13 protein-coding genes are annotated in these 14,758 nt (G+C 65.7%); 8 read left to right on the forward strand and 5 right to left on the reverse strand.

All coding sequences use genetic code 11. From position 1 onward, the window contains the following. Window positions 1-3: 3 nt before the first annotated feature. From QY917_RS01955 to QY917_RS01975, 5 genes are all read right to left on the reverse strand, one after another. Complete coding sequence (locus tag QY917_RS01955) at window positions 4-831, reverse strand: proteasome-type protease (RefSeq protein WP_123675206.1); 828 nt, start codon at window positions 829-831, stop codon at window positions 4-6. A gap of 166 nt (window positions 832-997) precedes the next feature. Continuing rightward, window positions 998-3,652 (reverse strand): DNA mismatch repair protein MutS, encoded by a 2,655-nt coding sequence (gene mutS / locus QY917_RS01960; protein ID WP_123675207.1) that lies wholly within the window; start codon window positions 3,650-3,652, stop codon window positions 998-1,000. 69 nt (window positions 3,653-3,721) lie between these two features. Beyond that, window positions 3,722-4,591 carry a PhoD-like phosphatase N-terminal domain-containing protein gene (locus tag QY917_RS01965; protein ID WP_123675208.1) on the reverse strand — a complete coding sequence of 290 codons (870 nt, stop codon included), beginning with the start codon at window positions 4,589-4,591 and terminating at the stop codon, window positions 3,722-3,724. Between the two features lie 14 nt (window positions 4,592-4,605). After that, window positions 4,606-6,129 carry a GGDEF domain-containing protein gene (locus tag QY917_RS01970; protein ID WP_123675209.1) on the reverse strand — a complete coding sequence of 508 codons (1,524 nt, stop codon included), beginning with the start codon at window positions 6,127-6,129 and terminating at the stop codon, window positions 4,606-4,608. A gap of 93 nt (window positions 6,130-6,222) precedes the next feature. Beyond that, window positions 6,223-7,197, reverse strand: a complete 975-nt coding sequence (locus QY917_RS01975; RefSeq protein ID WP_123675210.1) for an NADPH:quinone oxidoreductase family protein — start codon at window positions 7,195-7,197, stop codon at window positions 6,223-6,225. Window positions 7,198-7,333: 136 nt separating this feature from the next. On the opposite strand from QY917_RS01975, the gene surE reads away from it, so the two are divergent. The 8 genes from surE (at window position 7,334) to rlmN (ending at window position 14,731) form a co-directional block, all read left to right on the forward strand. Then, window positions 7,334-8,116 (forward strand): 5'/3'-nucleotidase SurE, encoded by a 783-nt coding sequence (gene surE / locus QY917_RS01980; RefSeq protein ID WP_047350873.1) that lies wholly within the window; start codon window positions 7,334-7,336, stop codon window positions 8,114-8,116. Further along, entirely contained in the window at window positions 8,116-8,886 is a 771-nt protein-coding gene (locus tag QY917_RS01985; RefSeq protein WP_123675211.1) for a protein-L-isoaspartate(D-aspartate) O-methyltransferase, read from the forward strand. The genes surE and QY917_RS01985 overlap by 1 nt, the downstream gene beginning before the upstream one ends. Before the next feature lie 11 nt (window positions 8,887-8,897). After that, entirely contained in the window at window positions 8,898-9,809 is a 912-nt protein-coding gene (locus QY917_RS01990) for a peptidoglycan DD-metalloendopeptidase family protein (protein WP_123675212.1), read from the forward strand. A 14-nt stretch (window positions 9,810-9,823) separates the two neighbouring features. Beyond that, window positions 9,824-10,828: an RluA family pseudouridine synthase gene (locus tag QY917_RS01995; RefSeq protein ID WP_123675213.1), complete on the forward strand. Its 1,005-nt coding sequence runs from the start codon at window positions 9,824-9,826 to the stop codon at window positions 10,826-10,828. Window positions 10,829-10,978: 150 nt separating this feature from the next. After that, window positions 10,979-11,683 (forward strand): SMC-Scp complex subunit ScpB, encoded by a 705-nt coding sequence (gene scpB, locus QY917_RS02000; protein ID WP_123675214.1) that lies wholly within the window; start codon window positions 10,979-10,981, stop codon window positions 11,681-11,683. Next, a complete protein-coding gene (locus tag QY917_RS02005; RefSeq protein WP_123675215.1) occupies window positions 11,680-13,020 on the forward strand; it encodes a pseudouridine synthase in 1,341 nt (446 codons plus the stop codon). Before scpB ends, QY917_RS02005 begins: the two co-directional genes overlap by 4 nt. A 76-nt stretch (window positions 13,021-13,096) precedes the next feature. Next, complete coding sequence (gene ndk / locus QY917_RS02010; RefSeq protein WP_011804598.1) at window positions 13,097-13,522, forward strand: nucleoside-diphosphate kinase; 426 nt, start codon at window positions 13,097-13,099, stop codon at window positions 13,520-13,522. A gap of 84 nt (window positions 13,523-13,606) precedes the next feature. Then, a complete protein-coding gene (gene rlmN / locus QY917_RS02015; RefSeq protein WP_123675216.1) occupies window positions 13,607-14,731 on the forward strand; it encodes a 23S rRNA (adenine(2503)-C(2))-methyltransferase RlmN in 1,125 nt (374 codons plus the stop codon). Window positions 14,732-14,758 lie beyond the last annotated feature (27 nt).

The following is a 14,758-nucleotide window of genomic DNA, read 5'->3' on the forward strand; positions in this document are numbered from 1 at the left end:
GGTTCACACGAGCTTGTCGCGCGGTGTGGTGATCTTCTTGATGGGCCGGCAGCGCAGGGGCTCCACGCGGATGGGCACTTCGGTCACGCCGCCGTTCCATGCCGGGTCCTCGATGCTGTCGAACACCTGGCGCAGCTTCTCGCCCCAGCTGTCGTGCAGCATGCGGAAGTAGGGGTTGTGCTCGTCGATGCACACGATCTTGTCGGTGGCGAGGCGCCCCTCCTCGTACACCACGAGGTCCAGCGGCAGGCCGACCGAGAGGTTGGACTTGAGCGTGCTGTCCATGGACACCAGCGCGCACTTGGCCGCCTCGCTCAGCGGCGTGTGGGGCGTGATCACGCGGTCCAGCACGGGCTTGCCGTACTTGGACTCGCCCACCTGAAAGTACGGCGTCTCGGCCGTGGCCTCGATGAAGTTGCCTGCCGAATACACATGGAACAGGCGCATGCCCTCGCCCTTGATTTGGCCGCCCAGCAGCAGGGAGACGTTGAAGTCCACCCCCGCGCGCTGCAGTGCGGCGCCGTCGCGCTCGTACACGCGGCGCACCGCCGCGCCCAGCACGCGCGCCACGTCGAACATGCTGGTGGCGTTCCACAGCGTGATGGGCGTGCTGTCGCCGGGCTCCTGGATCTGCTCGACCTGCAGGATTTCGCGCACCGACTGCGAGATGCTCAGGTTGCCGGCCGACAGCAGCACCATGAAGCGGTCACCGGCCTGCTCGTAGACCATCATCTTGCGAAAGGAACTGATCTGGTCCAGCCCGGCGTTGGTGCGCGAATCGGACAGGAACACCAGGCCGGCGTTGAGCTTGATGGCGACGCAGTACGTCATGGGATGGGCTGTGAAGGCGAAGAGGGCGAGTGTAGGGCGCTTTGCCGGGCGGCCGTGTCGCGGCTGCGGCGCTGCGGTGGGCGCAGGGCGGGCATGCTTATCAGGGTTTGTTTGCTATCATAAACATAGCTGCTAGCCCTTTACTGGCAAGCGCTAGAGCCTTATTTTATTCAAACCCGGGCGTGCTCAGCCGCTTGAGCTGGTAGAGCGCGTCCAGCGCCTCGCGGGGCGACAGCTGGTCCGGGTGGATCTGCGCCAGGGCGGACTCCACGGGGCTCACGGCCGCCACCTCGGGCGCGGGCGGCGGAGCGAACAGGTCCACCTGCAGCTCATCCTCGCCCGCGCGTTCTTCCAGCGCGGCGAGCGTGTGGCGCGCGTGGTGCAGCACGGCGGCGGGCACCCCCGCCAGCTTCGCCACCTGGATGCCGTAGCTGCGGCTGGCGGGGCCGGGCTGGATCTCGTGCAGGAAGACGATGTCGTGGCCGGACTCGGTGGCGCCCACGTGCACGTTCACCGCGTGCGGGTGGCGCGCCGCTAGCTCGGTCAACTCGAAGTAATGCGTGGCAAACAGCGTGAACGCGCGGGTCTTGTCATGCAGATGGGTGGCGATGCCGCTGGCCAGCGCCAACCCGTCGAAGGTGCTGGTGCCGCGGCCGATCTCGTCCATCAGCACCAGGCTGTGCGGCGTGGCGGCGTGCAGGATCTGCGCCGCTTCGGTCATCTCCAGCATGAAGGTGGACTGGGCATTGGCCAGGTCGTCGGCCGCGCCGATGCGGGTGTGGATCGCGTCGATGGGACCCAGCCGGCAGGCCGCGGCCGGCACGTGGCTGCCCATGCTCGCCAGCAGCACGATCAGGGCGACCTGCCGCATGTAGGTGGACTTACCGCCCATGTTGGGGCCGGTGATGATCTGCATGCGCGCGTTGGCGTGCAGGCGCGTGTGGTTGGGGATGAAGGCGCCGCTCGATGTTTCGGCCAGCCGGGCCTCCACCACGGGGTGGCGGCCCGCCTCAATGTCGATGCAGGGCTCGTTGACGAATTGCGGTGCGCACCAGTTGAGCGTGAGCGAGCGCTCGGCCAGCGTGCACAGCACGTCCAGCGTGGCCAGCGCCTGCGCCAGCCGCGTGAGCTGGGGCACATGCGGCTGCAGCTGGTCCAGCACCTGCTCGTACAGCCACTTCTCGCGTGCGAGGCCGCGTTCCTGGGCCGACAGTGCCTTGTCCTCGAAGGTCTTCAGCTCGGGCGTGATGAAGCGTTCCGCGTTCTTCAGTGTCTGGCGGCGGCGGTAGTCCTCGGGCACCTTGTCCGCGTGGCTGCTGGTGACCTCGATGTAGAAGCCATGCACCTTGTTGAACTGCACACGCAGGTTGGGGATGCCGGTGCGCGCCTTCTCGCGCGTCTCCAGGTCGAGCAGGAAGTCGTCGCAGTTGTTCTGGATGCCGCGCAGCTCGTCCAGCTCGGCATCGAAGCCCGGCGCGATCACGCCGCCGTCGCGCACCAGCGCGGCGGGTTCCTCCAGGATGGCGGCACGCAGCAGTGCCGCGCAGTCGACGGGGGGCTGCAGGTGGCTGAAGATTTGGGCCAAAAACGGCTCTGGCGCTTGACTGTTAAGCGCGAGAAGCTCTGCTTTTTGTAGCGTCTTGCACAGCGCCACCAGCTCGCGCGGGCGCACCTGCCGCAGCGCGATGCGCGCGGTGATGCGCTCCACGTCGCTCACGCCGCGCAGTTCGCTGCGCAGGAGCTGCCACGGGCCCTGGCCGCTGCCGGCGCCGCGCAGCGCGGCCGTGGCCGCCAGGCGCTGGCGCGCGTCGCTGCGGTCGCGGCGCGGCTCCAGCAGCCAGGTCTTGAGCAGGCGGCTGCCCATGCCGGTCATGCAGGTGTCCAGCAGCGAGAACAGCGTGGGCGCGTCCTCGCCGCGCAGGGTCTTCACCAGCTCCAGGTTGCGCCGCGTGGCCAGGGGCAGGTGGATCAGTTCGTCGCTTTGCTGTACGCGCACGCCGTGCACATGGGTGAGTGCGCGGCCTTGCGTGTGTTCGGCGTACTGCAGCAGCGCGGCGGCGGCGGCATGGGCGTGGGGCAGGGCCTCGGCATTCCAGGCCTGCAGGCTGGCCGCGCCGAGCTGCTCCAGCAGCTTGCGCTCGCCCAGGGCACCATCGAACTGCCAGTCGGGCCGCAGGCTCATGGGGCAGGTGAACACGCCGCCCTGGCGCAACTGGGTCAGTTGTTCTTCAAAGCGCTGGGTGACGCCCGCGCTGTAGATCACCTCGCTGGGGGCAATGCGTGCGAGCCAGGTGCCCACGTCGGCCTGTGCACATTCGGCCAGCTGCACCACACCCTGGGTGACGGAGAGCCACGCCAGGCCGCAGCGCGCACGCGCGCCCTGGTGCACGGCCAGCAGCATGGACTCGCTCTTGTCGGACAACAGTTCGCTATCGGTGAGCGTGCCGGGGGTGACCACACGCACCACCTTGCGCTCCACGGGGCCCTTGGCGGCGCCCACTTCGCCCACCTGCTCGGCAATGGCGACCGACTCGCCCATCTTGATGAGGCGGCCCAGGTAGTTCTCCAGCGCATGAAAGGGCACGCCCGCCATGGTCACCGGCTGGCCGGCCGACTGGCCGCGTTGGGTGAGGGTGATGTCCAGCAGGCGCGCGGCCTTCTCGGCATCGGCGTAGAAAAGCTCGTAGAAGTCGCCCATGCGGTACAGCAGCAGCGTGTCGGGGTGCTGGGCCTTCAGGGCCAGGTACTGCGCCATCATGGGCGTGTGGTTCGAGAAGTCGGCCTCGTCGGGGCGCGGGGTGGGCGCGGGTTTCCCGGTCATCTGCGTGCGTGTTCCTTGGGTGCGGAGGAAAGTGGCAAGGCGCGCGACGCGCCAGGATTGGTGCGGGCCCTAGGCCGGCTGCGGGCCGGGGCGGCCGTCTTCCACCACGAATCGGGCCAGAGTGTACGCGGCGCTGCCGGCATTCAGCGGGTCGCGCAGGGCGCGCAGCGTGGTGGTCCAGCGCGTGGGCGTGATGTCGCACAGGCCGTAGCCGCGCTCCTCGCAGCGTGCCAGCAGCACATGGGGGTTATGGCGCGCGATGGCATCCACCTTCTCCTGCGTGGTGCCGGCGCGCGAGGAGATCGAGGTGCCGCAGAACTCGCTGGCCAGGATGCGCGGCGCACCGTGGGCATGCGGCCCGTGTGGCGCCATCACGTTGCAAACATAGTTCTGGTGGATGTCGCCGCCCAGCAGCACCGTGTTGCGCGGCGGGTGCTGCGCCAGCGCCTGCAGCAGGCGGTCGCGTGCGGCGGGCAGGCGCCCGGGCAGCGCATCCGGAGCGGGTGTGGTGCGCGTGCGGCCGACGGGGCTGGTGGCGTCACCCAGCATGAAGCGGTAGTGGTACCAGCGGTCGGGGCGCAGGCCGGCCACCTCCACATGCACGCTGTGGCCCAGTTCAGGCAGCGCCATCGCCGTGCCTTGCTGCACGATGTGGCGAAACTGCGCGTCGTCGGCCAGTTCCCAGCGTACGGTCAGGGGGCCGGCCCAGGGTGCGTGGGCGCCGGCCAGGTCCGCGGGCGGAAGCACGCGGGTCCAGAGGACCACGCCGTCGTGTACTGGGTCGCCACTGGCCACACCCAGGCCAAAGGGGTCGTGCCGCACGGCGGCCTGGGCCCAGGCCCAGCGGGGCAGTTGCGTGGCCATGCCGGCCCAGGCGGCCTGACGCAGCAGTGTGCGGCGCGAGATGTCAAGCGAAGGCGGGTGCACGGGACATCGCACAAGGGGGCCAGGCGTCAGGCAGCAACCACGCGGTTTTTGCCGGTGCGCTTGGCCAGGTACATGCCCTGGTCGGCGCGGCGGATTGCGTCGGCGCTGCCTTGTTCGCCCTCCACTTGGGCCACACCGGCGCTGAAGGTGATGAGCACCCGCTCCTGGTCTTTGAGGAAGTAGCGCGTGGTCAGCTCGCGTTGCAGGCGCTCCATGGCCTTCACGCCTTCCGCCAGTTCGGTGTCGGGCAGGATGATGACGAATTCCTCGCCGCCATAGCGCGCCAGCTGGTCCTGCGGCCGCATCACCTCGCGGGTGACCTGCGCCAGATGCACCAGTGCCGCGTCGCCGGCGGTGTGGCCCAGGCGGTCATTGATGGACTTGAAGTTGTCCACGTCCAGCAGCGCCACGCACAGCGGCGCATCCTGGCGGCGCGCACGCGCGATCTCGCGCTCCATGGCCTCGGCAAAGCCCTTGCGGTTGAGCGAGCCCGTCAACGGGTCGTGGCGCGCCTGGGCGCTCGCGCGGTCCAGCTCCTGGCGCAGGTGGTCGATTTCGGCGTGCTTGGCCTCGGTGCGCTCGCGCAGTTCCTGCAGTTCGCCGCGCGTCACCCGGCTGCTCAGCGCCATGGCGCGCGTGGCGGCCATGACTTCCTCCAGCAGCGGCATGATGTCCTGCAGTTGCGTGGCCTGGCTGATGCGTTCGGCGCAATCCTCCATCTTGGCGTTGTAGGCGCTGCTGGATTCATCCATCTGCGCCAGGCGCTCGATGAACGTGGCCAGCAGTTCGCGCATCTGCATCTGCGCGTGAACGGTGCGTTCCTTGGCCTCAGTCTGCTTGAAGATGACGTCCTTGAGGCGTCGCTGCACGTCGTCCAGCCGGCGCAGCGTGAGCGGCGGGGTGGAGGCCGCAAGCAGCGCCTCGGCCTGGCCGTGCAGCCACTCGTCGTCCATGCTCAGGGCGGCAATGTTCTCGAACACCAGGCGCAGCAGGCTGAGCAAGCTCAGCCGGATGGCGGCTTGGTCTTCCGCCGCGAAAGACAGGCGGTAGCTGAAGTTGCCGAGCATCAGCTCGGCGGTGGAGACGGGTGGGTCGGGCTCGCGCAGGAAGGTGCTCAATTGCGCAGCCAGCTCATGCACGCGGGCATCGTCCTCGCCCAGCGCCGGCAGGGTGTTGTCCACCAGCCGCGCCAGATTCTGCGCCAGTGTCAGCGGCAGGTGGTCAATCCGGGTGCTCGCGGGCTCGGGCGCGGCCACGGGCGAGAGTCCCAGGTTGGCGTATCCCACCAACACGTTTTGCAAAACGCCCCAGTCCTGCTGGGTGATGGCGGTTTCCAACAGGCCCAGCAACCGCTTCTGCGCCGGGGTCTGGCCGGGGATCACCCGCGAGATCTGCCGCAGCTGGGCGCTGGGAAACGCCGGCGCGCTGGTGGTGCCGGCCACTTCGTCATAGAGGGCCTGGTAGTGGTCGGGCGTGGGAGGAAGCCGGCGCGTGGCGAGTAGCTTGAGCGTCTCGCGGGCAATTTCAGAAGGGGATTTGGCGGAGGCCATCTGCAGGGACGCAGGAAGATGCAAACAGCCAAAAGTGTGACAGAGTGCAGCCCGCTTGGATAGCAGGCCGGGTCAAGCCATGTGTAAATCGTGTCAGTTGACCAGAACCAGTTTCCCGATCACCGCACGTGCGCCCATGTGGGCAAACGCGGCGGGTAGCTGTGACATGGGCATGGTTCGGTCGATGGCGGGCCTGATCTTGCCCTGCGCATACCACTGGAGCAGGGTGCCCATCATCGAAGCATTGGCCTGGGGCTCGCGCTTGGCGAATTCGCCCCAGAACACGCCGACGACAGAAGCACCCTTGAGCAGTGGCAGATTCAACGGCAATGAAGGGATGGGGCCCGATGCGAAGCCGACCACCAGATAGCGGCCTCGCCAGGCGATGGCGCGAAATGCGGGCTCTGCCAGTGCGCCGCCCACCGGGTCGTAGATGACGTCCGGTCCCCGCCCGTCGGTCAGTGACTTGGCGGCGTCGCGCAGGTCCTCCACGCTGTAATTGATCACGGCATCGGCGCCCAGCTTCAGGCACACGTCGCATTTTTCGTCCGTGGAGGCGGCGGCGATCACGCGCGCTCCCTTGGCCTTGGCGATCTGAATCGCGGCGGTGCCCACGCCGCCAGCCGCGCCCAGCACCAGCACGGTTTCGCCTGCCTGGAGCTGGCCCCGGTCCAGCAGGGCGTGGTAGGAGGTTGCATAGGTCATGATGAATGCCGCCGCATCCACATGGCCAAAGCCGTCCGGCAGGGGTATACAGCGTGCGGCCGGGGCGATGGTGTGCGTGGCGAAACCGCCCGTGCCGCTAAGGCAGGCCACGTTTTGACCCACCTGCAGATGGGTGACGCCGTCGCCCACGGCCTGCACGACGCCCGCGAACTCCGAGCCGGGCACGAAAGGCAGGGGTGGTTTGATCTGGTACTTGTTCTGCACTATTAGCAGGTCGGGAAAATTCAGGCTTGCCGCGCGGATCTCGACGAGGACCTCGCCCGCCTTGGGAGCCGGGTCGGGCAGTTCTGTCCAGGCCAGGGCCTCGACGCCGATGGGGTTGGTGCAGAGCCAGGCGTGCATGAATGTCTCCTTGGTCGCTACGAATCTGTTGGGCGGGCATCATAGGGGCCGTCTCTGAGGCTGGGTTGTCCCTTGCGTGACCAGCGACAGCGTGTGTGCGCGCTCCTACAATGCCAGCCGTTCCGCCTTCCAGACCATGAAAATCCTCATCTCCAACGACGACGGCTACCAGGCGCCTGGCATCGTGGCGCTGCATGACGCCCTTAAGACCATTGCTGATGTGGAAGTGGTGGCTCCCGAACACAACAATAGCGCGAAGTCGAACGCCCTGACGCTGCATTCGCCGTTGTATGTGCAAACCGCGCACAACGGCTTTCGCTATGTCAATGGCACGCCCGCCGATTGTGTGCACATTGCGCTGACGGGCCTGCTGGGTTACCGGCCCGATCTGGTGGTCTCCGGCATCAACAACGGCGCCAACATGGGCGACGACACAATTTATTCCGGCACGGTGGGTGCTGCGATGGAAGGCTATCTTTTCGGAATCCCGTCCATCGCCTTTTCGCAGGTGGACAAGGGGTGGGGCGAGATCGAGTCGGCTGCGCGCAAGGCGCGCGAGATCGTTCAGCAGATGGATCGCCAAAACCTGGTCGGCGAAGCCCCCTGGCTGTTGAACGTCAACATTCCCAATATGCCGTATGACGCATTGCGGCCCTTGCGCATGTGCCGCCTGGGCCGGCGCCATGCGGCAGAGCGTGTCATTGAGCAGCAGAGCCCGCGTGGGGAGCTGATGTACTGGATCGGTGGCGCTGGCGCCGCCAAGGACGCGGCGGAGGGCACCGATTTTCATGCCACGGCCCACGGCCATGTATCCGTCACGCCATTGAAGGTGGACCTGACCGATTACGACGGACTGGGGTATTGGGCGCAGACCCTGGCCCGTCTCGTACCAGCGCAGGCGTCCGGCGAGGTGGCTTGATGCAGCGGCGTCCAGGTTTTCCTGCGCGGATCGACTGGCGCCAACCCGGTGCACCCACCGCGGCGCCACCGGTAGGCGCGCGCCGCGAGGTGCAGCCGCCCACGCCGCACGGCGTGGGGCTGGACTCCGCTACCGTGCGCGGACGCATGGTGCAGCGACTCGCAGCCTCGGGCATCTCGGCGGGGGCGGTTCTTCAGGCCATGGGAATGATTGAGCGGCATCGTTTTGTCGACACCGCCTTGGCCAACCAAGCCTATGAGGACACCAGTCTGCCCATCGGACTGGGTCAGACCATTTCCAAACCCAGCGTGGTAGCACGCATGATCGAATTGTTGCTGGGGGCCGAGTGCGCGCGCGGAAATGGAATGGGCCGGGTGCTGGAGATCGGCACGGGCTGCGGCTATCAGGCAGCGGTGCTGTCGCGTGTCTCGCGCGAGGTGTATACCGTTGAACGCTTGCGCGCGTTGCATGAAAAGGCGCGAGACCACTTGCGCCCGCTACGCCTGGCAAATGTGCACCTGATCCTGGGCGATGGAATGCTGGGTTACCCCAGCGGCGCGCCCTATGCGGGCATCATTGCCGCGGCGGGGGGAGATAGCCTTCCCGCCGCGTGGTGCGAGCAACTTGCCGTGGGTGGCCGGCTGGTCGCCCCACTGGCGGGCGCCGACGGCCAACAGATGCTGCTGGTCGTTGATAAAACTGCGCAAGGCTTGAAGCAGGGCATTCTGGAAGCCGTGCATTTCGTCCCCCTAAAATCGGGGATCGCCTGAAGGATTTGCTTATGTTGGTATCGCGTAGTCTTGTGGTTTGGGGAGTTGCCGTGCTGGCTGGCGGTTTGCTGGCGGGGTGCAGCACCCCGATCAACAGGGCTCCCGTGGAAGATCGCGGCACCTTTGCCGCGAGCAGCGGCACGACGGGGCCCGCGGGGGCCGTGCCTGAGGTCAAGCCCTTGCCTGGTGCTGAAAACGCGGGCAAGCCTGGCTACTACACCGTGAAGCCAGGCGACACGCTGATTCGCATTGGCCTGGAAAACGGGCAAAGTTGGAAAGACATCGCGCGCTGGAACAACCTGGAAAACGCCAACCTTATCGAGGTGGGCCAGGTGCTGCGTGTGGTGTCCCCTGCTGCGGCTGCGGCGACTGCGGTGGCATCTGACACCGGTGTGGTCACCCGCCCCGTCACGTCTTCGCCCTTGGCTGCAGCATCGGCTGCGAGCGCACCCAAGCCGTCGGCGTCGGCGGCGTCTACACCGGCCGCGGTGGCGCCGGCAGCGGCACCCAGCGCGCCAGCGGTGGCCTCCGCGCCCGCCGCTGCCGCTGCAACGGATGACGTCAACTTTATCTGGCCCTCGTCGGGCAGCCTGTTGGCGGGATTCGACGAGGTGCGTAACAAAGGCTACGACATCGGCGGTAAGGCAGGCGATCCGGTGCTCGCCGCTGCCGATGGGCGTGTGGTGTACGCCGGGGCTGGGCTTCGCGGCTATGGCAACCTGGTGATCTTGAAACACAACAACACCTATCTCACGGCCTATGCGCACAACCAGACGCTGCTGGTGAAGGAAGACCAGAACGTGCGCCGCGGCCAGAAGATTGCCGAGATGGGAAGCACCGACGCGGATCGTGTGAAACTGCATTTCGAAATCCGGCGCCAGGGCAAGCCCGTGGACCCCGCCCGCTACCTCCCCTCCCGTTGAGCGCGCCGGCTTCCATGGGAGAGGCGTCCTGGCTGGAGGATGCTGATCCGGCAGAGACAGGTGGGAGTCAGGCGGACGAGTTTGAGGCGGAACTGCGGGAGGTCGTCGTGGGCGCCGAGCAGCATGCTCAGCGGCTGGACAAGGCACTCGCGGAACTGGTCCCAGAGTTTTCCCGCAGTTATCTGCAGCAGTTGCTGCTCCAGGGCTGCGTACGCCTGAATGGGCGGGAGGTACAGAAGCCGGCGTCCAGGGTCAAGGCCGGGGACCGCATTGCGGTCGAGATGCGCCCTACGCAGCAGAGCCAGGCTTTTCGGCCCGAGCAATGGCCATTGGATGTGGTGTATGAGGATGAGCACATCCTCGTGATTCACAAGCCTGCGGGGCTGGTGGTGCATCCCGCGCCCGGCAATTGGAGCGGCACGTTGCTGAACGCCTTGCTTGGCCGGGATGCGCAGGCGATGCAGGTGCCGCGTGCGGGCATCGTCCATCGACTGGACAAGGACACCAGTGGCCTCATGGTCGTTGCGCGCAGCCGGTCGGCCATGGATGCACTCGTCCGCATGATCGCTGCGCGCGAGGTCAGCCGCCAGTATGTGGCGCTGGGGTGGGGCGGCTGGACGGGGGCCGCACATCGATCGGTGCATGCCCCGATCGGTCGTGACCCGCGCAATCGCCTGCGGATGGCGGTGGTCGATCTAGCACAGCATCCAGGCAAGGAAGCCCGCACCGATTTCGACCTGATAGATGCCAACGAGGAGGTGTGCCTCGTGCGTTGCACGCTGCACACGGGGCGAACGCACCAGATCCGCGTGCATATGGCATCCATACGTCATCCCTTGGTGGCAGATGCACTGTACGGCGGCGCGATGGCCGGGCCCATGCATCGACAGGCGCTGCATGCATTCCGGCTGGCGTTTGTACACCCGGTCACTGGCGCTCCCCTGGAGTTCCACGCGCCGCTGCCGGAAGACATGGCGCAGGCGCTGGATTTTTGGGGGCTGCGCTACAATCGCCCCTGACGGCTGTTCTGCCGTGAACCGCCGGTCAGCACGAGCTACCGGCCCCGTGAAGGCGCATTGCCACGCTCTGCTTTCTGCGCCGCAATATCTCCAACCCAAGGCGCAGCCTCCCGTTTGATGCGAGGCTGCCTTTCCAGGGACTGTTGGACCATGAATTCGGTGGACGCCAAACGGGTTCTTGAAACCGCGTTGATCTGTGCCCCGCAGCCTGTATCGATCCGTGACTTGCGGACATTGTTCGATGACGCGCTGGGTTCCGATACAGTAAAGATGCTGCTGCTGGAACTGCAGCAGGACTGGGCCTTGCGAGGGGTGGAGTTGGTACAAGTGGCCACAGGTTGGCGTTTCCAGAGCCGGCCCGAGATGCGCGAATTTCTGGACCGGCTGCATCCTGAAAAACCGCCCCGCTATACGCGAGCGACGCTGGAGACGCTGGCCATCATTGCTTACCGGCAGCCCGTGACCCGCGGGGACATCGAAGACATCCGTGGGGTGACCGTCAACAGCCTCATCATCAAACAACTGGAGGACCGCGGCTGGGTGGAGGTCATTGGCCACCGCGAGACAGTGGGCCGGCCTGCGTTGTTTGCTACCACACGGCAGTTCCTGGATGATTTAGGACTGCAATCACTGGATCAACTGCCTACGCTCGAAGACCCCGGCGTGCAGGTCAGCATGTTTGAAGCGCTGGGCTCCATTCAGGGGGCACCGCAGAGCGAAGACACTGCAGGGGTACCTGAGGACGGCGTGCAGGTGCCGGCCGTAGACGAAGTAGATATTGAAGATGCCCCTGATCTGGTAGTGGGCGCGACACACAGTGGTGCCGAAGAGGGGCCACGGGACATTGACATATGAATGATGAATCTCACAAGGATCCGGACTCCATGGGGGGGCGCTCGCCTTCGCCCGCATCGGAGGCTGCTGCGCCGCGCAGGCCCCGCAAGCGCAAGTCTGCGGAAGGCGCGCTTCAGGAGGATGCGGCAGTGCCGCAACTCAGTGCTGACGGTGCCCAATCGGACGTGAAAATGCAGGAAGTGCATGAGCAAGGCGCTGCTGTTGAGGTGCCACGACAGTCCAGCGGCCATGCTGCCAAGCGCGCGCCGAAGGGCGATGGCTATCAGTTTGCCGATGTGGTGTCGGGTCAGTTCGACGAGGATGAAGCCAACGCCGAGCTCGCCCCCGCCAAACGGGTGCTGCTTCCCCAGCCAGAAACCCCCAAACTTCACAAGGTGCTTGCCCAGGCGGGCATGGGGTCTCGGCTGGAAATGGAGCAGCTCATCCTGGAAGGTCGTATTTCCGTCAACAACGAGCCGGCCCATATCGGACAGCGCGTGCAGTTTGGGGACCAGATAAAGGTCAACGGCAAACCCATCCGCTTCCGTATTGCGCCACCGCCGGTACGCGTGATTGCATACCACAAGCCGGTGGGCGAAGTGGTTACGCATGACGATCCGCAAAACCGCCCCACCGTGTTTCGCAAACTGCCCCGGCTGCAGCAGGGCAAATGGCAATCCGTCGGGCGTCTGGACCTGAATACCGAAGGTTTGTTGCTATTCACCAGTTCGGGTGAGCTTGCGAACAAGTTGATGCACCCCCGCTTCGGGCTGGAGCGTGAATATGCGGTCCGCGTGTTGGGTGCGTTGAGCACCGAGGAAAAGCAGCGCTTGCTGGAAGGCGTGCCGCTGGAGGATGGCATGGCTTCCTTTGGCTCCGTGGAAGACGGCGGCGGCGAGGGCGCCAACTGTTGGTACCGTGTCACCATCTCTGAAGGCCGTAACCGCGAGGTCCGCCGTATGTTCGAGGCGGTAGGGCATGCGGTGAGCCGGCTGATTCGGATTCGCTATGGGGCCATGATGCTGCCGCGCGGGCTCAAGCGCGGGGCGTGGCTGGAGCTTGATGAGCGCGACATTCGTGCCCTGATGCAGGCGGCAGGTGCAACGCTGGATGGTGGTGGTGCGCGCCCTACTAGTGGCCAGGGTAGGGGCGGCCGCAAAGGCGATCGTCGATCCGCAGGGCCCGGCAAGGCATCTGGCAGTGGGCGTGACAAGACAGGGGGGCGCGCGGGGCGATCGCCCTCACCGAATGCCCAGCCGGACCCGATGAAGACGTCGCTCGGCTATATCGGGGCTGACAGTTTCTCGCGCCATCGCCAACAGCAACGCAACAACGGGCCGCGCCGCGGCGGCCGTTAGGGGATTGGCGTAAAGCTAAAATTGACGGTTTGCCTTCAGGGCAAAAATACCGCAACACCTCACTAGGAAAATCAACATGGCTATCGAACGCACCCTTTCCATCATCAAGCCGGACGCAGTTGCCAAGAACGTGATCGGCCAGATCTATGCGCGCTTTGAAGCCGCGGGCCTGAAGATTGCCGCTGCGCGCATGATCCACCTGTCGCGCGCCGAAGCCGAGCAGTTCTACGCAGTGCACAAGGAGCGCCCCTTCTTCAAGGATCTGGTGGACTTCATGATTTCCGGCCCCGTGATGGTGCAGGCCCTGGAGGGTGAGAACGCCGTCCTGAAGAACCGCGAACTCATGGGCGCGACCGACCCCAAGAAGGCGGCGCCCGGCACGATCCGCGCCGACTTCGCGGACAGCATCGACGCCAATGCGGTGCACGGCTCCGACGCTGCTGAAACCGCACAGGTGGAAGTGGCCTTCTTCTTCCCCGGCCTGAACATCTACTCGCGCTAATGCAGTGGCTCCGCGTGCCGGGCGGTCCTGGTTTGGCCGCCCCCGCGCGGATGCGCTATGTGGGCGTGGACATCCGTGAACGTTATGACCACGAACCTTCTGGATTTTGACCTGGACGGCCTGGCTGCTTTTTGCGAGCGGCTGGGAGAAAAACGTTTTCGGGCCACGCAACTGTTTCGCTGGATCCACCAGCGCGGTGCCAGCGATTTTGACCAGATGAGCGACCTGGCGAAATCGTTGCGCGAGAAGCTCAGGGGCTGCGCCCATGTGGCAGGGCTGCAAGCCATCAGCGAACATGTCTCTGCGGACGGCACGGTGAAGTGGCTGTTCGACGTGGGCGACGGCAACGCCGTGGAGACAGTCTTTATTCCTGAGGACGATCGCGGCACCTTGTGCATCTCCTCGCAGGCTGGATGCGCCGTAGGCTGCCGTTTTTGCTCCACCGGTCACCAGGGGTTCAGCCGCAATCTCACTACTGGTGAAATCCTGGCCCAGCTCTGGTATGCCGAGCACGCACTACGGCAGCGCTGCGGCGATGGTGAACGCGTGATTTCCAACGTGGTGATGATGGGAATGGGCGAGCCGCTGCAGAACTATGCTGCACTGGTGCCTGCGCTGCGTGTCATGCTCGATGACCATGGTTACGGCTTGTCGCGGCGTCGCGTAACCGTGTCTACCTCAGGCGTCGTGCCCATGATGGACCGCCTGGCGCAGGATTGTCCTGTGGCGCTCGCTGTTTCGCTGCATGCTCCCAATGACGTGTTGCGCGACAACCTCGTTCCCCTGAACCGCAAGTACCCGCTGCATGAACTCCTGGCGGCGTGTCGGCGTTATTTGGACCACGCGCCGCGGGACTTCATCACTTTTGAATACTGCATGCTGGAAGGCGTGAACGATCAGCCAGAGCATGCGCGACAGTTGATTGACCTGGTGGGCCGCAAGGCGGCCGACGGCGGGGTGTCGTGCAAGTTCAATCTCATCCCCTTCAACCCGTTCCCGGCTTCCGGTCTGCGCCGATCTCCCCCGGCGGCTGTGACGGCTTTCGCACAATTGTTGAGTGACGCGGGTATCGTCACGACCGTTCGCAAGACGCGCGGTGACGATATTGATGCGGCATGCGGACAACTGGCTGGCGATGTGAAGGACCGAACACGGGTCAATGAACGCATGGCCAAGCTCAGGACCATCGAGATCAAGCCGGTCATCTGACGGCGTGGCGCAACAATTACGGGAGGC

Source organism: Diaphorobacter sp. C33 (assembly GCF_030503915.1).
GTDB lineage: Bacteria > Pseudomonadota > Gammaproteobacteria > Burkholderiales > Burkholderiaceae_C > Diaphorobacter > Diaphorobacter nitroreducens.

Excerpts from the sequence above, each read along its gene's own strand:
- QY917_RS01955 (WP_123675206.1), bottom strand. The coding sequence starts at position 831 with ATGACGTACTGCGTCGCCATCAAGCTCAACGCCGGCCTGGTGTTCCTG.
- mutS (WP_123675207.1), bottom strand. The coding sequence starts at position 3,652 with ATGACCGGGAAACCCGCGCCCACCCCGCGCCCCGACGAGGCCGACTTC.
- QY917_RS01970 (WP_123675209.1), bottom strand. The coding sequence starts at position 6,129 with ATGGCCTCCGCCAAATCCCCTTCTGAAATTGCCCGCGAGACGCTCAAG.
- QY917_RS01975 (WP_123675210.1), bottom strand. The coding sequence starts at position 7,197 with ATGCACGCCTGGCTCTGCACCAACCCCATCGGCGTCGAGGCCCTGGCC.
- surE (WP_047350873.1), top strand. The coding sequence starts at position 7,334 with ATGAAAATCCTCATCTCCAACGACGACGGCTACCAGGCGCCTGGCATC.
- QY917_RS01985 (WP_123675211.1), top strand. The coding sequence starts at position 8,116 with ATGCAGCGGCGTCCAGGTTTTCCTGCGCGGATCGACTGGCGCCAACCC.
- QY917_RS01990 (WP_123675212.1), top strand. The coding sequence starts at position 8,898 with ATGTTGGTATCGCGTAGTCTTGTGGTTTGGGGAGTTGCCGTGCTGGCT.
- QY917_RS01995 (WP_123675213.1), top strand. The coding sequence starts at position 9,824 with ATGGGAGAGGCGTCCTGGCTGGAGGATGCTGATCCGGCAGAGACAGGT.
- scpB (WP_123675214.1), top strand. The coding sequence starts at position 10,979 with ATGAATTCGGTGGACGCCAAACGGGTTCTTGAAACCGCGTTGATCTGT.
- QY917_RS02005 (WP_123675215.1), top strand. The coding sequence starts at position 11,680 with ATGAATGATGAATCTCACAAGGATCCGGACTCCATGGGGGGGCGCTCG.
- ndk (WP_011804598.1), top strand. The coding sequence starts at position 13,097 with ATGGCTATCGAACGCACCCTTTCCATCATCAAGCCGGACGCAGTTGCC.
- rlmN (WP_123675216.1), top strand. The coding sequence starts at position 13,607 with ATGACCACGAACCTTCTGGATTTTGACCTGGACGGCCTGGCTGCTTTT.